Source organism: Brotaphodocola sp., assembly GCF_050873065.1.
Classification (GTDB): Bacteria; Bacillota; Clostridia; order Lachnospirales; family Lachnospiraceae; genus Brotaphodocola.
In genome coordinates, this window is record NZ_JBNMIC010000014.1 from 1 (window position 1) to 23,050 (window position 23,050).

The window sequence follows — 23,050 nt, forward strand, 5'->3', positions numbered from 1 at the left end:
ACATCTATAAGGGGTCACCTCCGTTACATTAAACTTTGGTCGGTAAAATGATTGGGAGGCTTCTTATAGATGTATTTTATTACAACAAAAAGAATGTTGGAAGTATGTTTTTCAACACACCCCAACATTCAGTATAGAACCCTCCTTTTCGATGCTTTGTTTGTCTGAATTTGACTGTTGTAATTCCACTCAAATCAATTTATAATAAAATACAAAAAAGATATGACAACTTTTTGACAAGGGATACAGTGAGCGGTGACATGTCGAAAGACTGGAAGCTCAGACAGATCGGATCAATAAGAACAGGGGAGCGGGAAATGTTTAAATACGAGAGTATAGCAGAAGATATTCAGAATAAGATTCAGAACGGGACGTATCAGCCGGACGAGAAACTCCCGCAGGAGATGGAATTGTGCCGGATTTACGATGCGAGCCGGATCACGATCCGGGAGGCGATGGACCTTCTCGTCTATCGCGGTCTGATCACAAAGCGCAGAGGTGCGGGCAGCTTTGTGAAGGCGGTGACCGGAAGTGCCCAGGATCAGGAGGGATTTGCGAGATCCCAGCAGTTCAGCGGTTTCAGCAGGGATCAGGCGGGGAAAAAGGTCTCCTCGGACGTCCATGTGCTGACTCTGATGAAAGCCCCGAAGGAGGTGGCAGAAAAACTTCAGGTCTCGGAGAATGCACTTGTCTTTTATGTGTGCAGAACCCGTTTCGTGGACAAGAAGCCGTATGTCGTAGAATATACGTACATGCCGACCGACTTTATCACGGGGATCACGGAGGATGTGGTCAAGGGATCCATCTATGCATATCTGGAGAATGACCTGAAGCTCAAGATCAAGAGTGCACACCGGACAGCGCGCGCGGATATGCCGACTGAGGATGAGAGAAAATGGCTTGAGATCGGGGATGCCCAGATTCCGATTCTGGAGGTGGAGCAGGTTGCCTACCTCGATGACGGAAGAATCTTTGAGTATTCCAGGTCCAGACACCGGGCAGACTGCTTTGAGCTGAGAAGTATCAGTGTGCGGTAGATGCGTCAGGAAAATTTATTGAAATTTACTGAATTGCGGTTAATTATCACTAAAAAACGAAAAATATAGAAAATATCAAAAATAGTAAAAAAAGAGAATTGATTTGTCGAAAACGAATTGGTTCTCTTTTTTTGTTGGTGTTTTGCACAAAAACAGTGAGATGAAATTGCGCAAGATATAAGAATCGTTCATAGAATTGAGAAAAGAGCAAAAAAACACTTGCAAAACAAACATAACATGATATTATATAAATATGTTATAACAAATTAAAGAATAAACATAACAAAAGTACCAAGCAGAGATAGAAAAGAGACATAAGACAAAGGCAAAAGAAAACTGCGAGTGGAACAGAAAAACAAAGGGGAAGCAAAATAAGGAGGGGAATATGGAGAGAAAGATTCCAAAAAATTTCTTCATCGGTGCTGCGATGTCAGGTCCTCAGACTGAGGGAGCCTGGAAGACTGGCGGTCGTCTTGAGAGCATCTGGGATACCTGGTCTCAGGAGCGCATTTCCGACTTTTATAACAAAGTGGGAAGCTACGTTGGAAACAACTTCTATGAGAAGTACGAGGAAGACATTCGTCTGATGAAGAGCCTCGGCCTCGATTCATTCCGCACATCGATGCAGTGGAGCAGACTGATGGATGAGAATGAGAAGATGAATCCGGAAGGTGCAGAGTTCTACCACAAAGTGATCCGCTGCGCGGAGGATGAGAAGATTGAGCTGTTCATGAACCTGTATCATTTCGATATGCCGGCTTACCTGTTCAGAAAAGGCGGATGGGAGAACCGGGAGGTTGTGGAAGCTTACGTCAACTATGCAAGAACTGCTTTCCGCGAGTTCGGCAAGGAGATCCGCTACTGGTTCACCTTCAATGAGCCGATTGTGGAGCCGGATCAGAGATACCGCAACGGCTTCTGGTATCCGTTCCTCAAGGATGCCAAGCGCGGCATGCAGGTACAGTATCACATCTCCCTCGCGCATGCACTTGCAGTCCGCGAGTTCCGCAAGGCAAAGGAAGAGGGACTGATGAGAGAGGATGCCCAGATCGGACTCATCAACTGCTTCGCACCGCCGTATACGAGAGAGAATCCGACACCGGAGGATCTTGAGGCACTTCGCATGGAGGACGGAATTAACAACCGCTGGTGGCTGGATCTCGTTGCAGAGGGACATCTTCCGGAGGATGTGCTGAAGACGCTTTCGGAGTGCGGACTGATGCCGGAGACAAGACCTGGGGATGAGGAAATCCTGAAAGAGGGCATTGTGGACTGGCTCGGATTCAATTACTACCATCCGTCACGTATTCAGGCTCCGGCAGAGAAGACCGATGAGAACGGATATCCGAAATTCTCCGATCCGTATGTATGGCCGGAGGCAAAGATGAACATCTGGAGAGGATGGGAGATCTACCCGAAGGGCATTTACGATTTCGGAATGAAGATGAAGAACGAGTATCCGAACCTGAAATTCTTCGTATCCGAGAACGGCATGGGCGTGGAGCATGAGGATCGCTTCCGGAATGAGGCGGGAGAGATTCAGGATGATTACCGAATTGAGTTTGTGTCCGAGCATCTCGACTGGATCTTCAAATCCATCGAGGACGGAGCCCAGTGTCTGGGCTATCATTACTGGGGACTCATTGACAACTGGTCCTGGAACAATGCATTCAAAAACCGGTACGGAATGGTGGAAGTGGATCTGATGGGGAATTATCAGAGAAAACTCAAAAAGAGTGCAGGCTGGATCAAACAGTTGATCGAGGAGAGAGAAAAGTAAAAAACGACTAGAAAAGTGACTGGAGAAGCGACAGAAGACAGACTGGAAGAACGACTGGAGAAGAGACTAGAAGAGAGACGGCAGAAAGAAAACGGTAGGGAACAGGAAAACAGGTTTTAGGAGGGGTAACCATGAAAGAGATATCCTTGGAAAATTCAAAATTCGTGGATAAATTTACAATGATTGCATCTAAGATGGGAAATGAAATCCATTTGAGATCTTTAAGAGATGCATTTGCAACAATCATGCCGCTGTACATTTTGGCAGGCCTTGCAGTTCTTGTAAACAACACGGTGTTTTTGTGGATTTTATCTGGTGATGCATTGACAAATGCACAGTACTGGGGCACACTGATTGTAAACGGAACGCTCAATATCAGCTCGCTGCTGATTGCACCGCTTGTCGGATATATGCTGGCAAAAAACCGCGGGTTCGATAACCCGATTTCCGCAGCGCTGATTGCACTTGCAACCCTGGTTGTGATGATGCCGAATATGGTCAGCATCACTCCGGAGGGCGCAGATCAGGCCGTGATGGCTTCCGGAGCCCTGACGTTCTCGAACATCGGAACGCAGGCAATGTTTGCAGGCGTTATCATCGGACTGGTTGCGACGGAGATCTTCCTCTGGGTATCCTCGATTGAGAAACTCAAGATTGATCTCGGAGACAACATTCCGCCGTCTGTTGCAAAGTCCTTCAATGTGCTGATTCCGTTCATCATTGTTATGGCTGGATTTGCAGTGATTGCAACTCTGCTGAACATGGCAGGAACCAACTTGATCCAGCTGATCACGAACCTGATTCAGGAGCCGCTGCGCACCGTTACAACCGGTCTTGTGGGTTGTGTCATCCTGTACAGCCTCGGAAACTTCCTGTGGCTGCTCGGAATTCATCAGTCTGTCATTTACGGATCGATTCTTGAGCCGCTTCTGATTGTCAACATGACGCAGAACATGGCAGCTTATGCAGCAGGTCAGGCAATCCCGAACATCATCAATGTTGCCTTCGTTCCGGCATTCGGAATGATGGGAGGTTCCGGTTCCACAATCTGCCTGCTGATCGCAACGTTTCTCGTCGGCAGAAACAAGGCGACAAAGAGTGTCTCCAAGATGGCGTTTGTTCCGGGAATTTTCAACATCAATGAGCCGGTTATCTTTGGATACTCGATCGTGTACAACATCAGCCTGATTATCCCGTTCATTCTGGTTCCGGCACTTGGAATCATCATCGGATATGCGGCAACCGCCCTTAACCTGATGAACACCTGCGTGGTCTACATTCCGTGGACAACACCGGTTCTCCTGAGCGGATATCTTGCAACTGCCGGTGACTGGAGAGCGATTCTGGTACAGCTTCTGATCCTTGTTCTCGGTGTAATGATCTACATTCCGTTTGTCAAGATCAACGATGCAGTTATGGCAAAGACGATGGAGGAGTAAAGCAGGGGCACAGAACAACCGAAGAAATAATAAAGGCTGAAGAAAACATATAAAAACTTATAGAATAGTCGTAGTCATAGGGTAGTCATAAACTTATAGAGTTTGAGAAAAAGAAAAATAAATAAAAAGAAAAAAATAAGTAACAGGAGGAAATGATCATGAAGAAGATTCTCTTAGTTTGCAATGCAGGAATGTCTACAAGTATGCTGGTGGCAAAGATGAAGAAGGCAGCAGAGAAAGATGGAATCGAGGTTTCCATCGAGGCAAAGCCGCTGTCTGACGCAAAGACCCAGATTCAGGAGACAGACATCGTTCTTCTTGGACCGCAGATCCGCTATGAGCTTGAGAATGTCCGCAAGATTGCAGGAAGCACTCCGGTTGAGGCGATCGACATGAAGGACTATGGCATGATGAACGGTGAGAAGGTGCTCAAGCACGCTCTGGAGGTGATTGGATAATGGACGAGAAAGCAATCTTAACCTGTATGGAGATCATCACCAATACGGGAAGCGCAAAGTCCTCCTACATCGAGGCGATCCATGAGGCGAAGAAGGGTGGTTTTGAGCAGGCTGCAGCGAAGATGGAAGAGGGAGACCAGTTCTACGCAGCGGCTCACGAGGTACATACCTCGATGATTCAGAAGGAAGCTGCCGGTGAGAAGACCGAATTTTCTCTGATCCTGATGCATGCGGAAGATCAGATGGCGAGCACGGAGATGGCGAAAGTACTTGCGACGGAAGTCATTGATGTCTACAAGAAGCTGCTTCAGAAATAAACCGCTTCCTGAAACATAAAATAAATTCTGATTCTGATTTTGCTTTACAATTTTCATAAGATCGTATATAATGGAAAAGCTGGCAGGTGCCAGCTACGGAGATGTACCCAAGTGGCTGAAGGGTCCGCACTCGAAATGCGGTAGGTCGGGTAACCGGCGCGAGGGTTCAAATCCCTCCATCTCCGTTGAAAACCGGACTCGGGCGACTGAGACCGGTTTTTTTCGTATCTAAAGAAGTTTTAAAAATTTTGCAAAAAGTGTTATATTTTTTCAGGGAAAACAGGAGGTGTCGCATGATCAAATTAGTGGTGTCGGATATTGATGGAACACTTTTGCCGGATGGCGGACATGACATGAATCCGGAGCTGTACGAAGTTATCTTGAAACTGCGGGCGGCAGGGATGCAGTTTGCAGCGGCGAGCGGAAGACAGTGGGCGAGCATTGAGCAGGTCTTTGATCCGATCAAGGAAAAGATTTTCTATCTGTCGGACAATGGCGCTTATGTGGGATGCTGTGGCCGTCGTCTGATCGTGAATCCGATCGAGCGCAACCTTGTTGTCGATATGATTCAGGATATCCGCGCAGCTGGTCTGATCGCCATGTACAGTGGCCCTGATATGGTTTATCTGGATGACCCTGACGAGGACTTCTATGACTGGCTTGTCAACGGATACAAGTTCCGGGTACAGCGGGTTGAGGATGTTCTCAAGGTGGATGATCCGTGCATCAAGATTTCTGCATATAAGAAGTTTGGAATTGAGCCGGCGACGACTGCAATCCGGGAAAAATACAACGACAAGATGAAGATCACGATCTCCGGGGATATGTGGATGGACTGCATGAAGACCGGCGTCAACAAAGGTGCGGCAGTGAAACTGCTTCAGGACAGTCTCTCGATCAAGCCGGAGGAGACGATGACATTCGGAGACCAGCTCAACGATATCGAGATGCTCCAACAGGCGTATTACAGCTTTGCTGTGGCAAATGCGCGCCCGGAGGTGAAAGCGGCGGCGCGGTTTGAGGCGGACTCCAATGTGCAGGACGGAGTTCTCAAAATCTTAAAACTCATCGTCTAGTCGTTGGGATCATGAGTGGAAACAATCGCAGGAGAGAACAGAGAGTGAAAAGAAGACCAGGAAAATCAGGAAAAGGAAGACGGATATTTCTGGCGGCAGCGGCAGCGGTGATGTTGGCGGGAAGCGTGTCGGGGTGCAGCGGAAAGATTTCTTCCCTCGTCTCGGAGGGAATGGGCACAGAGGGATTTTCTGATGCGCAGATGATGCTTGTCGTGGCATCGGAGCGCAACCGCTGTCAGAAGATTTACACCGATCAGATCTGGGACATTGCAGTGGATGACGCCGGGACGACGTTCCAGACGTATCTGCTTGCGGAAATCCAGAAATTTTTAAAGGAACTCCGGGTGATGAACCTGCTTGCGGATGAGCGCCAGATCTCGCTCTCTGCGAGGGAGAAAGAGCAGTTAAATGCACTTGCGGATTCCTACTATGAATCGATGAGCGAGGCGGACCGCGCTTACACCGGTGCAAGCCGGGATGATGTCTACACGATGTATGAGGCATACCACCGTGCCAATCGTCTCGTCGATGCGCTGACCCAGAATGTCAACCTTGAGGTCAGAGACAGCGAGGCAAGGGTGATTACCGTTCAGGAGGCCTCTTTCGCGCAGGAGAGTGAGGCACAGGCATTCTGGCGCCGCGTGACGGAGGATGGGATCGATTTTCAGGCAGCGGTGAAGGAGAGCAGCCTGGATGGAACCGCAGAGAAATCCGTGGGGCGCGGGGAGCGCCAGAAGGCGTATGAGGATGCGGTTTTTGCCCTCGAGAGCGGGCAGATCAGCCCGGTCTTTCAGGATGGGGAGCGCTGGTATGTTGTAAAGTGCGTCAATGATTACGATGAGAATGCAACGCTTGAGCGGAAGCAGAAGATGGCGCTTGAGCGGAAGAACCAGGCGTTCCGCCAGATCTATGACAGTTTTGCCGAGAATCATCAGGTGGAGTCAAACGGAGGCTTCTGGGAGAGACTGTCCTTAAAGGACGGAGCAGAGTCGGAGACGGATGACTTTTTTGAGCAGTACCGTCAGGTGATGGACGGAGAGAACTAGGAAATCGGGAGAGAAAACTATGATTGCACTGAAGATAGAAGATCTCAAACATTTTACCGGTCAGCTTTTTGCCGGGGAGGCGTTTGACCACTGGCAGGTCCGCGATGTCTCGGTGGTGACATTCAACACGTTCACGATCGATGGACGGATTCGCCCGGCCTATTACTCGGAGGAGGAGCGCAGGGAGCAGGAGATCGGCGCGTACTCGCTCTGGAGCAGTCTGCGCCCGTTCTGCTATTCGCTGATCCGCGGAAAGCGCCTTCCGGAGAGTTTTCGGATCACACTCCAGCTTGCACCGGATCAGACCGAGGATTTCTTGAAGAACTCGGGAATCGGGTTCACGGCGGACCAGATCGGCAGTCTCTGTCTGAATATCCGCTATGAGAACCGCGAGCTTGTCTGCGTGACCGGGCTTTCCATGAACATTTTTACGCTGGACAAACAGGCGGAACACGCGTGGGATGAGGCAGTGCGCCGCTATTTTAAGGCAAAGCAGATCCCATTCAGCGAGGAGGCTTAATCACTCCGAGTTTTATTAGCACTCATTTTGAATGAGTGCTAATTTTTTATTGACATTTGAATTCTGCTGTATTACAATACCACTTAGTGGCTTATTAAAGAATGAAAGTAACTATTCAGACTGGACAGTTACGAATGAAAATTCGATAAGGAGTGAGATTTATGAGCAATAAGAGTGGCAATTTATCTATTAACAGTGAGAATATATTCCCGATTATCAAGAAATGGCTGTATTCCGACCATGATATCTTCTATCGTGAGCTGGTTTCCAACGGCTGTGATGCAATTACAAAACTGAAAAAACTGGAGCTGATGGGCGAGTACACCAAGCCGGAAGATCTTGAGTACAAGGTTCAGGTCAGTGTGAACCCGGATGACAAGACGATCACCGTGACCGATAATGGTCTTGGTATGACCGCTGAAGAGGTGGAGGAGTACATCAACCAGATCGCATTTTCCGGTGCACAGGACTTTCTTCAGAAGTACAAGGACAAGGCAAATGAGGATCAGATCATCGGTCATTTCGGACTGGGATTCTACTCCGCTTTCATGGTTGCCGACAAGGTGACGATCGACACCCGTTCCTACAAAGAGGGAAGCACCCCGGTACATTGGGAGTCTGAGGGCGGTCTGACCTTCGAGATGAAGGACGGAGACAAGGCAGAGCAGGGAACTTCCATCACGCTGTATCTGAATGAGGACAGCTATGAGTTCTCCAACGAGTACCGCGCAAGAGAAGTGCTCGAGAAGTACTGTTCCTTCATGCCGGTTCCGATTTACTTAAAGAATGAGAAGGCAGAGCCGGAGTACGACACGATCGACAAGGATCAGCTGACAGACAAGGATACCGTGGTTGAGACGGTGGTAGAGCCGGCAAAGACCGAGGAGAAAGAGAATGAGAACGGCGAGAAGGAGACGGTTGAGGTAGAGCCGGCAAAGGAGCGCTACAAGATTCTCAAGCGTCCGGTTCCGGTCAATGACACGAATCCGCTGTGGAACAAGCATCCGAACGAGTGCAAGGACGATGATTACCGCGACTTTTACCGCAAAGTCTTCCACGATTACAAGGAGCCGCTGTTCTGGATCCACCTGAACATGGATTATCCGTTCAACTTAAAGGGAATCCTGTACTTCCCGAAGATCAACACGGAGTACGATTCCATCGAGGGAACGATCAAGCTCTACAACAACCAGGTATTTATCGCAGACAATATCAAGGAAGTTATTCCGGAGTTTCTGATGCTCTTAAAGGGTGTCATCGACTGCCCGGATCTGCCGCTTAACGTATCGAGAAGTGCGCTCCAGAATGATGGCTTCGTAAAGAAGATCTCCGATTACATCACGAAGAAGGTTGCCGACAAGCTGACCGGCATGTGCAAGACCGACCGTGAGAACTACGAGAAGTACTGGGACGACATCGCTCCGTTCATCAAGTTCGGCTGCCTGAAGGATGAGAAGTTCGCTGAGAAGATGAACGATTACATTCTGTTCAAGAATCTCGACGGCAAGTACCTGACTCTGAAAGACTGTCTGGAGGAGAACAAGGAGAAGCACGAGAATACGATCTTCTATGTGACCGACGAGAAGGAGCAGAGCCAGTACATCAACATGTTCAAGGATGCTGGTCTGGACGCTGTCATTCTTCCGCACAGCATCGATTCTCCGTTTATCGGACATCTTGAGCAGAAGAATGAGGGACTCAAGTTCCTGCGCATCGATGCGGATCTGAACGATACCTTCAAGGAAGATGTGAAGGAGGATGACGAGGTCTTCAAGAAGAATGCGGAGACTCTGACTGCTGTCTTCAAGAAGGCACTCGGAAATGACAAGCTTGAGATCAAGGTGGAGAAGCTCAAGAACGAGGGCATCGCTTCGATGCTGACCGTATCTGAGGAGAGCCGCCGTATGCAGGATATGATGAAGATGTACAATATGTACGGCATGGATCCGTCGATGTTTGGCGGAGCCGGAGAGACTCTGGTGCTCAACGCAAACAACAAGCTGGTTCAGTATGTCATGGAACACGGCGAGGATGCAAACACCGCGAAGATCTGCGAACAGCTCTATGATCTGGCACTGCTCAGCCATGGAACCCTGTCTCCGGAGCGCATGACGAACTTCATCAGCCGCAGCAATGAGCTCATGATGATGCTTGCAAAATAAATGGAGGAAGAGCGAATCATGGAAATCAGTGGACGAACTCGGATGCTTTGCCTGATCGGAAGTCCGGTCGGACATTCCGGATCTCCGGCAATGTACAATTACAGTTTTGAAAAATGCGGTCTGGACTATGCCTATCTCGCATTTGACATCAAGGAAGAGGAGACGAAGAAGGCGATCGATGCCCTTCGCCTCCTGAATGTGAGAGGATTCAACATCACAATGCCGTGCAAGACTGCAGCGCTCGCCTGCTGTGACGAGCTCTCGAAAGAGGCGGAGCTGATCGGGGCAGTCAACACGGTTGTGAATGAGAATGGAAAACTGATCGGTTACAATACGGACGGACGCGGCTGGGTCAGAAGTCTCAAAGAGGCGGGCGTGGATATCCACGGCAAGAAGATGACGATCGCAGGTTCCGGCGGAGCGGCAACCTCGATTGAGATCACAGCAGCGCTGGAGGGACTTAGAGAACTCACGATCTTTGCGAGAAAGTCATCGGCCTCCTTTGCAAACGCACAGCACACGGTTGAAAAGATCCGGAGTGCAGTGCCGGAGTGCAGAGTCAATCTGTATGATCTCGCGGACCGGGAAGTCTTCGCGAGAGAACTTGCGGACAGCGATATTTTCACAAATGCGACGAGTGTCGGAATGAAACCGCACGAGGATCAGACGCTGATTGAGGATTCATCCATGTTCCATGAGGGACTTGTCGTGTCGGATGTTGTGTACAATCCGAGAAAGACGAGACTGCTTGAAGATGCCGAGAAAGCCGGATGCAAGATTGTTCCGGGAATCGGAATGCTCTTGTGGCAGGGCGCAGAGGCATTTAAACTTTATACCGGCGAGGAGATGCCTGCACATGAGGTGGAGGAGAAATACTTCCGGTAGGAAAAACGCGGCAAATGATAAGAACATGATGAGAACAGAAATTGCAATCATGTGAATGATATAGAAGCCTATGAGAAGAAAGAGATTCCGGCGTGACAGGGACATGTCACGCCGGGGTCTCTTTTTTCGTTTCCCGGATACTTAAAATTGACAGGTATTTGTGGGGGGGGGTATAATAAAAAACAGGACTGTCTTAGAGGGGAAGATTGTATGAACGGAATGAGGGGAACTTTGCGTAAATGGGGATGCTTTTTGCTGTGTTTTTGTCTGGTGTTTGCATGTTTTCCTATTTTTGCAAGGGCAGAGGAAGGTGGACGAAAAGAACCGGAAGTTGTCCGTGTCGGATGGTATGAGGATGCGTACCACATTACCGGAGCGAACGGCGAGCGGAGCGGATATGGCTATGAGTATGAGCAGGCGATAGCCGCCTACACCGGCTGGAAGTATGAGTATGTAGAGGGCGAATGGTCAAAATTGCTGGAGATGCTTGCGAATGGCGAGATTGATATGATGGGAGCTTTGTCCTACACGGATGAACGTGCAGAAAAAATTCTGTATTCCGATCTGCCGATGGGTGAAGAGAAGTATTATCTGTACGCGGATCTTGCCCACACGGATATTTCCGCCTCGGATCTGTCAACGCTCAATGGAAAGCGCATCGACATGATTAAAGGCGGTATGCAGGAGATCCAGTTTATAGATTGGGAAGAAACGCACAACATCAAGACACAGCATATCTACACGGACACGTTTGAGGGAGGCATTGAGAATGCGGCAAACGGCGAGATCGACGGCGTTGTTTCCACAGAGACACCGCAGTGGGTCGAATTCGGGATGTCTGCGATTGCGACAACCGGAGGATCCCGTATCTATTACGGAATCAACCGGAAACGCCCGGATCTGAAAGAAAAACTGGATGATGCGATGCGAAAAATGGAGAATGACAAGCCGTTTTATGCGGATGAGCTTTATAAGAGATATCTCTCGGCGGCGTCCAGCCCGGTTCTCTCGAGCGATGAGAAGGAGTGGATTGCCCGTCACGGGAAAATCCGGGTCGGTTATCTGAATGGGGACTGTGGGTTCAGCTGCGTGGATGCGGCGAGCGGAGAACTGGTCGGTATCACTGACGATTATATGAAGTTTGCAGCCGATTCCCTCGGAAAACAGGCTCTGGGCTTTCTGGCGGTCGGATCTGACTCGGTGGAGGAGGAGATTCAGGCGCTGAAAGAGGACAAAATCGATATGATTTTTCATTTCACGCAGAATCCCTACATCGCAGAGAAGAATGGTCTGGTGCTCTCCAACACGGTTCTGACGGTCAATATGGCGGCAGTCACAACGCAGGACTATTTCAATGAGAATGAGAGAAACCGCGTTGCAATTCCAAAGGAAGATCAACTTTTGAGGTGGTATGTCTCCTACAATTATCCGAAGTGGGAGATTGTCGAGTATGACTCGTTTAAGGACGCAGAAAAATCGGTGAGGGAGGGCCGCATGGACTGTTTTCTGGTTGAATCGGGACAACTTGGAACCTACATTGAGGATAATAAACTCCGAAATGTATTCCTGACACAGCCGGGAAATATCTCTTTTGCTGTCAATCTCGGCGATACAGAGCTGTTGTCCATTCTGAACAAGACGCTTGAAGCGATGCAGTCCTCGAAGCTCACCGGGGCGTTGTCGATGTATGACAACACCTCAAAGAAAGTTACGGTCATCGATTTTGTGAAGGACAACCTGATTGTGGTGGTGACGGTGTTTGGGGGAGCCGTTCTGCTTATTCTGTTTATCATTTTAGGTTTCTTGAGAAAATCGATGCTTGCGGAGGCGAAAGCCAAGCAGGCGGCACAGCAGTCTGATAAGCTGAACCGGAAACTTCAGGAGAGCCATCATGAGCTTCAGGCGGCACTGATGCGGGCAGAACGCGCCAATTCTGCGAAGACAACGTTCTTAAATAACATGTCTCACGACATCCGGACGCCGATGAATGCGATCATTGGTTTCACCAACATTGCCTTAAAGCAGGTGATTGACAAGGAAGTGAAGAACTGTTTAGAGAAGATTAAGGACAGCTCGGAACTTCTGCTCACACTGATCAACGATGTTCTGGACATCAGCAGAATCGAGAGCGGACACACGAAGTTTAATCCGGCTGTTGTCAACATCAGCAAGGTCACAGACACGGCGTTAAATGTGGTCTCGGGACTGCTCTCCCACCGGAATCTGACGTTTCAGGTGGAGCGGGAGGAGCTGGAAAATCCCTATGTTCTGGCGGATGCCATTCGGATTCGGGAAGTACTGGTGAATATCCTGAGCAATGCCGTCAAGTTTACAGATGACGGTGGCACGATCCGGTTTATCTCCAGCCGCAGAATGGAGGAGAATGGTCATCGCCTTGTCGTCCGCTACGTGATTTCGGACACGGGCATCGGAATGAGCAAGGAATTTCAGAGCCACATTTTTGATGAGTTTGCGCAGGAACAGTCGGGCGCAAGAACGCAGTATAAGGGAACCGGACTTGGAATGTCGATCGCCAAGCATTATATTGATCTGATGGGCGGCACGATTTCCTTGCAGAGCGAGAAAAATAAGGGTACAGTCTTTACGGTTGAGATTCCGCTTGAGATTGTGACGGATGAAGAGAAGATTCCAAAACAGGAAGTTCCGCTTGATCCGAAGAACATCTCGGGGGTTCGCGTCCTTCTGGCGGAGGACAATGATCTGAATGCGGAAATTGCGATCATCCAATTAGAGGATGCGGGACTCAAAGTCACCCGTACCGTCGACGGAAAACAGGCAGTGGATCTCTTTGCAGAAAATCCGTCGGGAACATTTGACATTATTTTGATGGACGTCATGATGCCGAATCTGAACGGTTATCAGGCAACGGCAGCGATTCGCGGTCTCCCGGATCGCCCGGATGGGCGCACGATCCCGATTATTGCATTGACAGCAAATGCGTTCGCGGAAGATATCCAGGCGTCAATGGATGCCGGAATGAACGATCATCTCTCAAAGCCGATCGTGATTGATGAACTTGTGCGGACGATTGCAAGAAACCTGGGAAGATAAAAGAAAACAAAATAAGAAAAAGAAAATTAGGAGAAAAGAAGAAGGCAAAAGATACGGGAAAAGAAGACAGATGCACCCTGTGATTCCGATAAAAATGCTATAAAATAAATAAAAAAAATAATGCAGTTTTTTGCAAACCGTATTATGATTATAGGTAGAGAAAAGGCTGCCGCGGTGGGGAGCGGACTTGGATATTGGAAGGAATCAGAGGGGACAGAATGGAAAACACAAAAGACGACGCACAGAGAATCAGGGACGTATATCATTTTCTCAACAGGCAGATGCAGCAGTTTGAGCGGACTGCGGAACTCCAGCTTGCGATTGACCACTTGATGGAGGGACTGGGAGAGTATTTTTCTGCGGACACGGTACAGCTGTATAAGCGGGAGGAGGGACTCTATACGCTCGCAAGCATCTGGCCGGCTCTGAATCCAAAGATCGATTACTGGATCCGAAAGACCATTCGGGAGACGGATGGTCAGGGGACTTCCGGAATCCGGATGTTTGACGGGGAGGGAGAGCACGAGGGAGACCGGCTGTTTGCGTTTCCGCTTCTCGACAATGGAAAGGTGATTGCCCTGCTTGCGATCGCGAATCCGCGGGAAGATAAGGTTAGGCTCCTTCTTGAGATCGCGGATATGCTCGATGGCTGGTTTGCAAACCGTCTGGCAAAGAGGGATTACTTAAACAGGGACAATCGCGTCCAGAAGCTGTTGTCCGGTCTCGGAAATGATTACACGGCTGTTTACATGATCAATCTGGATACGGACACGTTTGAGATCATCATCAACCAGCAGTCCAACAATGTCGCGAGAGAGCAGAAGTTCAATGATTTTTCCACCTACCTCGACAACTATGCCAACAAATATGTGCTCGAGGAGTCCAGGGAAGAGATGAAGCGGGTTCTGCGCTTCAATTATCTCAAAAAACATTTTGAGACGAACAGTGATTTCTATTTTCGCTTTCACACGGAACTCAACTCGATCGGACAGAGCTATTTTGAGGCGCATGCGGTTCGCCAGTATGAGAATAACGGTCATTTTGTCGTCATCGGTTTCCGCTGTGTCGATGCTCTCGTGAAGAAGGAGATGGAATACCAGAGGGAGCTTGATCAGGCATACAAGAATGCACAGCAGCAGCTCGATGTGATCGCCTCCTCGATTCAGGGCGGAATCAAGATCAGCTACGACGATCCGTTTTACACGTTTAAATACGTGTCAAAGCAGTATGCGTCGATGCTCGGATATGACAGTGTCGAGGAACTGATGGAAACGTCGGGCGGAACGATCATCGGAATTGCACACCCGGATGATGTCGAGCACGGAATCTCAGAGGCACTCGAGCAGTATTCGCACAGTGACAGTTACGCAATCACTTACAGGATGAAGTGTAAGGATGGGACATGGAAATACATCGAGGATCACGGTCATAAAGTGAGAAATGCGAACGGAGAAGTGGAGCACTGGAACCTGATTCTCGACAAGAACGAGCTGATGCAGAAGACAATCGAGCTTGAGAGTGCAAAGCGCGCGAATCAGGCAAAAAATGAATTTTTGTCGAGGATGTCCCACGACATCCGCACCCCGCTCAACGGCATTATCGGTCTTCTCGAGTATGCGGACCGCCACCCGGATGATTTGAAAGGTCTGATGGTCAACCGAAAGAAAGCTCATGTCGCTGCGAATCATCTGCTGTCGCTGATCAACGACATCTTAGAGCTGAACAAGCTCGACAACGGAACTGTGGAGCTTGTGACGGAGCCGTTTAACTTCATTGATCTGATGCACGACGTGAAGACGATCTCGGACATGCGCGCCTCGGAGGAGGGCGTGTCTGTCTTCATGGAGGACAGCTATTTCAACATCAAGGATCCCTATGTGTTTGGAAGCAGCCTCCATGTGAAGCAGATCTTTATCAACATCATGACGAATGCGATCAAATATAACAAAGCAGGGGGATCCGTCTGGTGCAGGATCAGCGAGGAGGATCTCGAGGATGGGAAGATTGCGTTTACCGTCCGCATCACGGACAGCGGAATCGGCATGAGTGAGGAGTTTCTCCAGAATATTTACGAACCGTTTTCTCAGGAAAATTATGATGTGAAGAGTGTTTACTTCGGCACCGGTCTCGGAATGCCGATCGTCAAAAACCTTGTCGACCGGATGGGAGGAAGCATCTCGATCAACAGCAGGGTGAATATGGGAACGTCGGTGGAGGTGACGATCCCGTTTAAAAAGGCGAGACGCTCCGATCTTCCGCCGAAGATGGAGCTGAATGAAAACCATGACCTGACAGGGGTCAAGGTGCTTCTCGTCGAGGACAATGACCTGAATATGGAGATTGCCAGATGTATGCTTGAGGATGAAAACATGGTAGTCACAGAAGCGGGAAACGGGGCGGATGCGGTCCGGGCATTTAAAAACTGCGCGCCGGGAACATTTGACGTGATTCTGATGGACATCATGATGCCGGTGATGGACGGCTTAAGGGCGACGGAGGTGATCCGCAGCTTAGACCGCGAAGACGCAAAGACAATCCCGATCTTTGCGATGACGGCAAATGCATTTTCGGAGGATGTCGAGTCCGCAAAACGGGCAGGAATGAACGAGCACATCGCAAAACCGATCCGGATGAAGGATCTGATGGCAAAGATCAGCCGATATTGTAAATAATCAAATAAAAGAAAAATACCAAAAGAAAAATACCACTGGTTGGATGTCTCCCAGTGGTATTTTTTCGTAAAACATGATTTATGATCCACGATTTATAAATGGATCAGTTTCCTAACTGCTTGATCGCATCAAGAAGAGTCTGGATTGCCGAGTTGACTGTGCCCACAGAGTCCGCGCCCGGGCCGCTGACCGATGCGGTCTGCGCGGTGAAGCGGCAGTTCATCATCAGCAGGTACTGTCCCTTCTCAAGGGTGATCGGAACAGGTGTGGTGTCGATGTATTTCATGGAGATCATGTCCTTGTACTGGCGTCTGGTTGCAGACATGACAAAGACAATGCCGGTGTTGTCCGGATCATCACTCACGAAATACCAGGTTCCGGCAGGAACGTGAACGCCGACCTTGAATTCCGTCGCACTGCGATAGTCGAGATCCGGAACCTCAGAGATCGGGGAGGCGGATGCATTCTCGAAAGTCAGGTATTCGCCTTCCTCAACCTCAACAATCGCGTCGTTTTGAATTCCGCCGTAGTCAATCAGATCATCATGGTCATCCGGTTTGGCTTCGCGGGAGATCATGTAGACTCCGGGATCATCTGACTGGGAGAGAAGAACATACTCTCCGGCAGGGAGATCGGAACCGACCTGGTAAGTTCCGGCAGGGTAGGAGGTCACCGGCTCGGATGTCGAGGTGGAAAGTCCGGGGACGAGATCGCCCGAGACGAGGACCGGAGAGGTCTGCTGGCGCTTGAGCGCCTCCTCCTCGGCAGCTGCGGTTTCCGATGCAGTCGGAATGCGGTAGCGCTTGATGTCGTCGGCAGTCGCAGTGGCTGCGAGCAGACAATCCTCAAGCTGGAGATACTGTCCCTCATGGACAGTGATTACCGCATTGTCCGTCACCTCCATGTAGTCGATCACAGAGTCGTAAGTGTTGCTCGGCCATGCGAGGGTGAAAGCGACGCCTGCCTGCGCGTTTTTTGCGCGCTTGAGCCGGTAGGTTCCTGCGGGGATATGATAACCGATCTTGTACATATTTCCGTAGAAATGATCGATCTGCGTGACTTCTGAGATCGGGGAGGCGCTGCATCTGGTCAGCTTGAGTACCTGCCCTTCACTCAGGGTCACAATCGAGTTGTACGGAAAGGATGCGTGGTCGAGCACCTGAGCATCGTCACTCGTGTCGGACAGAATGGAGTAAGAACCCTTGATTCCGTTTGTCAGAGTGAAGATCACGTATTCCCCGGCAGGCAGATCTGTTCCAATCTGGTAGATGCCCGGCCGGTAAACGGTCTCGGGAACGGAAGTGGATGTGCTCAGGATGTCTTTCGGCTTCAGGATTCCACGGCTGCTCGTGATGACCGGTGAAGTCGGAACTGCCGTCGCATCCGTGTCCGCCCCGTAAGCGGGGGAGAGCACGGAGACGGAAAGAAGCAGAGCAGCAAAAAGAGTGTGGAGTAGTCTCATGATGTCCTTTCTTGAAAGGGATCCATTTTGCTTGGTTGTCGGGATCCCCGTAAAAACGGCGCTTCTGATTTTACCTGTTTTATATGCGCTTTTTACTTTGCATGTAGCCTTTACGTTACATGCGCTCCGGAGCTTCGAATCCGAGAACGTTAATGCAGGTAGTTAAAACATCTTTGGTCAGGGTGATCAGCTGAATCCAGCTTGCCTGACGGGCCTTGTCTTCCTCGGCAAGAATCCGGTTGTCGTGGTAGAAGCTGTTGAAGGCATTGGACAGCTCGTAGATGTACTGGCAGATCTTGTGCGGTGCAGTCTCAGCAAACGCATTCTCCATCACATCGTTGAAACGTGCAAGGCGGAGCATCAGATCTTTCTCTGCGGTGCCTGCTGCCGGAAGAATCTTTGCATCTGCCGGAGCATTTCCTGCCTGGGTCTCCTGATACTTGTTCAGGATGGACTTGATACGAACGATCGTGTACAGGATGTAAGGACCGGTATTTCCCTCGAAGGAGATGAAGCGGTCGAGGTCGAATACGTAATCCTTGGATGCCTGGTTCGTCAGATCGCCGTACTTTAAGGCTGCAAGACCGACGATCTTTGCCGTCTCCTTTGCCTCCTCCTCAGACACGGTGCGGTTCTCCATGATACGGTCGTAAACAGCAGAGTCGATGTCAGCAATCAGGCGCTCTAAGCGCATTACGCCGCCTTCTCTCGTCTTGAACGGCTTGCCATCCTTTCCGTTCATCGTACCGAAACCGATGTGGATCATCTGGGTCTCCGGCTTCACATAGCCGGCCTTTCTTGCCACACGGAATACCTGGACAAAGTGCAGTTCCTGACGCTTGTCCGTGATGTAGATGTATTTTACCGGCTGGAAATCTTTCTCGCGCTCGATGATTGTTCCAAGATCGGAGGTTGCGTACAGTGCAGCACCGTCGGACTTGCGGACGATACACGGTGGAAGCTCCTTGCTGTCGGTCGGCTCTGCGATGTCGACAACGAGGGCACCCTCGCTCTCATGTGCGAGTCCCTTGTCCTGAAGATCCTGAATCAGCCACGGGATGTACTTCTGGGCATCGCTCTCGCCCTTCCAGAGCTCAAAGTGAACATCCAGGTTGCCGTAGTTCTTCTTCAGATCGGCGAGGGAGACAGCCATGATGTGCTTCCAGATTGCGGTGAACGGTGCGTAGCCATTCTGCAGCTTGAAGGTTGCCGTCTGTGCGCGCTCCTTGAATGCCGGGTCCTCTTTCGCTTTTCCGCTTGCGGTCGGGTAGATGTCCTCAAGCTCGCTGATCGTAAACGGTGCCTCTGCCGGATACTCTCCGGTGTAGGACTCATCAAAGTAGACGAGATCCGGCTTGCGGTCGCGCAGCTCCTCGATGATCAGACCCATCTGAAGACCCCAGTCACCGAGGTGGACATCACCGATCATGTTGTAGCCGAGGAATTTACCCATGCGCTTTACGGCCTCACCGATGACTGCGGAGCGCAGATGGCCGACATGAAGCGGCTTTGCCACGTTTGCGCCGCCGTAGTCGACGATGATCGTCTCACCGTGTCCGGTCTCCTCAAGACCCAGCTTCTCTTCCTTCTGCATACCGCCAAGGTAATCAGCAAGGTACTGCGGATTCAGACGGAGGTTGATGAATCCCGGCATAACTGCGGTAATCTCAGAAAACATCTCATCCCCGCTTAAGTTCTCCACAACAGCTGTTGCAATATCGATCGGCTTTTTCTTGTATGCCTTTGCTGCCGCCATTGCGCCGTTGCACTGGTACTCGCACAGGTCCGGGCGGTTGGACAGCACAATTCTTGCGTAAGAGGCTTCATAGCCGCAAGCTTCAAACGCTTTGCGCATCTTGTCTTCGATCAGATTCAGAATCTTCTTCACGTTCTCAAATTCTCCTTTTTCTTCTTCAATATTCTTCAGAGTTCTTCCGATTTCTTCAGACTGATTTCTAATTATAATGGATTTCACAGGAAAATACAACCCGCTTCTCTCAGCTTTCCCGCTCTATTTCCTGCGTTGATTCCCGTTTGTGCACTGCACCTGCCGCACCGGCGGAAACAGAGTTTGCTGCGGCATCACACGCGCAGTAGTTTGCGGATCAGGGAGAGAGAGGCACCTGCGATGCTCACGAGCATCAGCTGGCGGCTTTCACTCTGCACCGCAGTCACTCCGGCAGCCACTGCCTTTGCCATTCCGTGCCACATTGCGCCATCCTCCGGCACAAGATCGGAAAGACGGGTCACGGCATAGACCGCTCCGAGACAGAGAAGAAACGGGATCAGTCCACGGCCGGTATCATAAGTCTTCATGCGGACTTCACCGCCGGCGCCTTTGCGGCTCATGATCCAGAGCGTCCAGATCATTCCGAAAAAGATCACCCCTGCGGCGGATGCGAGATAGAGTGCAAGTCCGTAGTTTCGCTCGTCGACGATCGTCATCACTCCTCCAAGCCCGTCCCTGTTCTGCCAGAACGAGAATGCGCTCATCACGGTCAGAAGTGCCATGAGAACGGCGGAGGCGAGCTGGAGAAGACGGGAGAAGCCGACGATCGCCAGAACGGCCGGTTTTACTGTCTCCTTGACGGGCTCTTTTACCGTTTTTTCGACGATCACCTTTTGGGCGGTGTTTTCAATTTTTTCCGCCTGACCTGCCGGAGAGCGAAGAATCTCCCGGCTCTGCCGTTTCGCTTCAAGGGCACTTTGGCGTCGCTCCTGCTTTTCCTGACGTTTCCGGTCGCGTTCCCGCCGGTCATGTTCCTGCTGGCGCGCTCTCAAATCTTCGAGTTCCGACTGCATCGCGCGGATTTTGCTGTCTTTCTCTTTCTTTTTCTTCAGGTCCTTTTTGTCATTGCGCTCAGAACTTCTCTGGGGCTGTCTGGCCACCCGCTTTTTGCGGGAACGCCCGCGGCCGTTTGGATCGATGGGATCCTTTTGTTCTCTTGTATTCTCAGACGGTGATTCGGATTCTGCTTCTTCCGTGCCGCCATTTTGCGGGATCGTGTTATCATTGTTATCGTTTTGTATATATGAATCTTCTTCGGGGATCTCTGCGCTGTACTTGTCATAGTCTTTGATCGAATATTCGGACAGATTTCTGCCGCTCCGGCACCAGACACAGATTTTTCCGGATGATTTTCGTCCACATCTTGGACAAACCATAATGATCGGCTCCTTTTTATGAATTTGCTACAATATAGCGCGCATTTTTGCAAATGTCAAGAAATGCAGAGACTTTCCGGAAGGGACTTATAAAAAAAATAGTAATGGAATATGGATGGAAAACCTGTTATAATGAAATTGTTAAATACGGAACAGGGAAGGAGAAAATGAGTTGATTAAACAAAAGAGGGGTGCGTCCATGAATCTTGCGGTTTGTGGATTGTTTGCTGCACTGATTGCAGCGGGGGCGTTCATCAAAATAACGATCCCGATGCCGCTGACGGATATGCATTTCACGATGCAGTGGTTTTTCGTATTGCTTGCGGGGCTTTTGCTTTCTTCCAATCAGGCATTTGCAAGTGTCGGTACTTACCTGATTGTGGGTCTGATCGGAATTCCGGTGTTTGCGACGGGCGGCGGTCCGGCATATCTGCTGAAGCCGACCTTCGGTTTTCTGTTAGGATTTGCGCTTGCAGCATGGACGATGGGATTCTTAAGTGAGCGGATGCATGCGACGCGTGCGCTTCCGATGATGATTCCGGCGACCGCAGGCTTTGTGGTATATTATGGAATGGGTCTGATCTATTTTTATCTGATCGCGAACTTCCTTCTTGCGAATCCGATCGGCTGGAAGGAAATCTTTGTTGTGTACTGTGTGGGCACCATGGCACCGGATTACATCCTCTGTGTGCTTGCAGCAGTTGTGGCAGCACGGCTCAAGCCGGTGATCTCACAGATGATGATTTATTCTTAGTGGTATTTTTTGCGGATTCCTGATCGGGGATCTGTTCATTTCAGATGTATGAGTTTTTCACACTCAGGGGACCTGATCAGGATACTTACAGTGAGACAAAAACACACTGTCAGTCAGTTTTATGGCTGCCGGTGTGTTTTTTTGTCCTTCACCTTTTTCTTGCGGGATTGGGATGATTGTATTAAAATGATAAGATAAAAGTCGAGTGCGTGATGGGAAGCGGATGCACGAGACGAAAAAGACAATAAAACAAAGGAGAAAGAGGAAAAAGAGGGAAAAGTTATGGGAGAGATACTGGTTCATGCCGCCTGTTTTGTGGGAATCATTCTGCTTGGATATGTTCTGCGAAGCATTGGATTTTTTGCAGAGGATGATTTCCATGTTCTGAGCAAGATTGTGGTCAAGATCACGCTCACAGCGGCGATCATCACGAATTTCTCGGGGAGAGAGATGGAGACTTCAATGCTGCTTCTGATGGTGATGGGATTTTTGTTCGGCGTATTTATGATCGGGGTCGGCGCAGTCCTTTACCGGAAGAGAGGACGCGAACATCAGGCGTTTGCGATCTTAAATATTTCCGGATGCAACATTGGAAACTTTGCGATGCCGTTTGCACAGGGATTTCTCGGACCGGTCGGAGTCATGGCGGTCAGCCTGTTTGACTGTGGAAACAGCTTTATCTGTATGGGAGGTTCCTGCAGCGTCGCAGATATGGTAAAGTCGGGAAATGGAAAATTTGATTTCCGCCCGATTCTGAAGAGACTTTGCAGCAGCATTCCGCTTTTGACGTATGTGTTTATGACGGTGCTGGCATTCTGTCATCTGTCTCTGCCGCAGCCGATCATTGAGTATGCGGGAATCATCGGAAATGCGAACGTGTTCATGGCAATGCTGATGATCGGAGTCGGTTTCCATTTAAGCGGGGATCGGGAGCAGATCGGAGATATCGTGAGAATTCTCTCTGCGCGCTATTTTGTGGGAATCTGTTTTGCGCTGGCATCGTACTTTTTCCTTCCGTTTCCGCTTGAGTACCGCCAGGCGCTTGTGATCACCTTCCTTGCGCCGATTGCGAGCATCGCTCCGGCATTTACCGCGGAACTCAAAGGAGATTTTGGACTGTCTAGTGCGGTCAACTCGATTTCCATTCTGGTCAGCATCGTTCTGATCACAGTGGCACTCGTTGTGATGCTCTAGGAAAAGAGAAA

General features: G+C 49.9%; 17 protein-coding genes and 1 tRNA gene. 15 read left to right on the forward strand and 3 right to left on the reverse strand.

Features of this window, described 5'->3' with window-relative positions; translation table 11 throughout:
- Positions 1 to 317 precede the first annotated feature (317 nt).
- The 13 genes from ACR0QE_RS05535 to ACR0QE_RS05595 all read left to right on the forward strand — a co-directional run bounded on the left by ACR0QE_RS05535 (position 318) and on the right by ACR0QE_RS05595 (position 16,464).
- Positions 318 to 1,037, forward strand: coding sequence for a GntR family transcriptional regulator (locus ACR0QE_RS05535; RefSeq protein ID WP_432627367.1), 720 nt, complete (start codon positions 318 to 320; stop codon positions 1,035 to 1,037).
- Between the two features lie 385 nt (positions 1,038 to 1,422).
- The gene (locus ACR0QE_RS05540) at positions 1,423 to 2,817 is read left to right on the forward strand and encodes a glycoside hydrolase family 1 protein (protein WP_432627368.1); all 1,395 of its coding nucleotides are present in this window, start codon (positions 1,423 to 1,425) and stop codon (positions 2,815 to 2,817) included.
- 131 nt (positions 2,818 to 2,948) lie between these two features.
- Positions 2,949 to 4,256 (forward strand): PTS sugar transporter subunit IIC, encoded by a 1,308-nt coding sequence (locus tag ACR0QE_RS05545; RefSeq protein ID WP_432627369.1) that lies wholly within the window; start codon positions 2,949 to 2,951, stop codon positions 4,254 to 4,256.
- Between the two features lie 158 nt (positions 4,257 to 4,414).
- Entirely contained in the window at positions 4,415 to 4,714 is a 300-nt protein-coding gene (locus ACR0QE_RS05550; RefSeq protein WP_432627370.1) for a PTS sugar transporter subunit IIB, read from the forward strand.
- The gene (locus ACR0QE_RS05555; RefSeq protein WP_432627371.1) at positions 4,714 to 5,031 is read left to right on the forward strand and encodes a PTS lactose/cellobiose transporter subunit IIA; all 318 of its coding nucleotides are present in this window, start codon (positions 4,714 to 4,716) and stop codon (positions 5,029 to 5,031) included. The genes ACR0QE_RS05550 and ACR0QE_RS05555 overlap by 1 nt, the downstream gene beginning before the upstream one ends.
- Positions 5,032 to 5,128: 97 nt before the next feature.
- A tRNA-Ser gene (locus ACR0QE_RS05560) sits at positions 5,129 to 5,216 on the forward strand.
- Positions 5,217 to 5,324: 108 nt separating this feature from the next.
- A complete protein-coding gene (locus ACR0QE_RS05565) occupies positions 5,325 to 6,107 on the forward strand; it encodes an HAD family hydrolase (protein ID WP_432627372.1) in 783 nt (260 codons plus the stop codon).
- A gap of 44 nt (positions 6,108 to 6,151) precedes the next feature.
- Positions 6,152 to 7,153: a peptidylprolyl isomerase gene (locus ACR0QE_RS05570; protein ID WP_432627373.1), complete on the forward strand. Its 1,002-nt coding sequence runs from the start codon at positions 6,152 to 6,154 to the stop codon at positions 7,151 to 7,153.
- Positions 7,154 to 7,172: 19 nt separating this feature from the next.
- Positions 7,173 to 7,673 (forward strand): DUF5721 family protein, encoded by a 501-nt coding sequence (locus ACR0QE_RS05575; RefSeq protein ID WP_432627374.1) that lies wholly within the window; start codon positions 7,173 to 7,175, stop codon positions 7,671 to 7,673.
- A gap of 161 nt (positions 7,674 to 7,834) precedes the next feature.
- Entirely contained in the window at positions 7,835 to 9,835 is a 2,001-nt protein-coding gene (gene htpG / locus ACR0QE_RS05580; RefSeq protein ID WP_432627375.1) for a molecular chaperone HtpG, read from the forward strand.
- A gap of 18 nt (positions 9,836 to 9,853) precedes the next feature.
- Positions 9,854 to 10,720, forward strand: coding sequence for a shikimate dehydrogenase (gene aroE / locus ACR0QE_RS05585; protein ID WP_432627376.1), 867 nt, complete (start codon positions 9,854 to 9,856; stop codon positions 10,718 to 10,720).
- A gap of 210 nt (positions 10,721 to 10,930) precedes the next feature.
- The gene (locus tag ACR0QE_RS05590) at positions 10,931 to 13,792 is read left to right on the forward strand and encodes an ATP-binding protein (protein ID WP_432627377.1); all 2,862 of its coding nucleotides are present in this window, start codon (positions 10,931 to 10,933) and stop codon (positions 13,790 to 13,792) included.
- A gap of 218 nt (positions 13,793 to 14,010) precedes the next feature.
- Positions 14,011 to 16,464, forward strand: a complete 2,454-nt coding sequence (locus ACR0QE_RS05595) for an ATP-binding protein (protein ID WP_432627378.1) — start codon at positions 14,011 to 14,013, stop codon at positions 16,462 to 16,464.
- A 103-nt stretch (positions 16,465 to 16,567) separates the two neighbouring features.
- Here ACR0QE_RS05595 and ACR0QE_RS05600 read toward each other — a convergent pair whose 3' ends face one another.
- The 3 genes from ACR0QE_RS05600 to ACR0QE_RS05610 form a co-directional block, all read right to left on the reverse strand.
- Positions 16,568 to 17,926 carry a hypothetical protein gene (locus tag ACR0QE_RS05600; protein WP_432627379.1) on the reverse strand — a complete coding sequence of 453 codons (1,359 nt, stop codon included), beginning with the start codon at positions 17,924 to 17,926 and terminating at the stop codon, positions 16,568 to 16,570.
- Between the two features lie 115 nt (positions 17,927 to 18,041).
- Entirely contained in the window at positions 18,042 to 19,814 is a 1,773-nt protein-coding gene (gene argS / locus ACR0QE_RS05605) for an arginine--tRNA ligase (protein WP_432627380.1), read from the reverse strand.
- Between the two features lie 194 nt (positions 19,815 to 20,008).
- Positions 20,009 to 21,091, reverse strand: coding sequence for a hypothetical protein (locus tag ACR0QE_RS05610; RefSeq protein ID WP_432627381.1), 1,083 nt, complete (start codon positions 21,089 to 21,091; stop codon positions 20,009 to 20,011).
- Positions 21,092 to 21,290: 199 nt separating this feature from the next.
- On the opposite strand from ACR0QE_RS05610, the gene ACR0QE_RS05615 reads away from it, so the two are divergent.
- Positions 21,291 to 21,845: a biotin transporter BioY gene (locus ACR0QE_RS05615; protein WP_432627382.1), complete on the forward strand. Its 555-nt coding sequence runs from the start codon at positions 21,291 to 21,293 to the stop codon at positions 21,843 to 21,845.
- Positions 21,846 to 22,127: 282 nt separating this feature from the next.
- Positions 22,128 to 23,039, forward strand: coding sequence for an AEC family transporter (locus ACR0QE_RS05620; protein ID WP_432627383.1), 912 nt, complete (start codon positions 22,128 to 22,130; stop codon positions 23,037 to 23,039).
- Positions 23,040 to 23,050 lie beyond the last annotated feature (11 nt).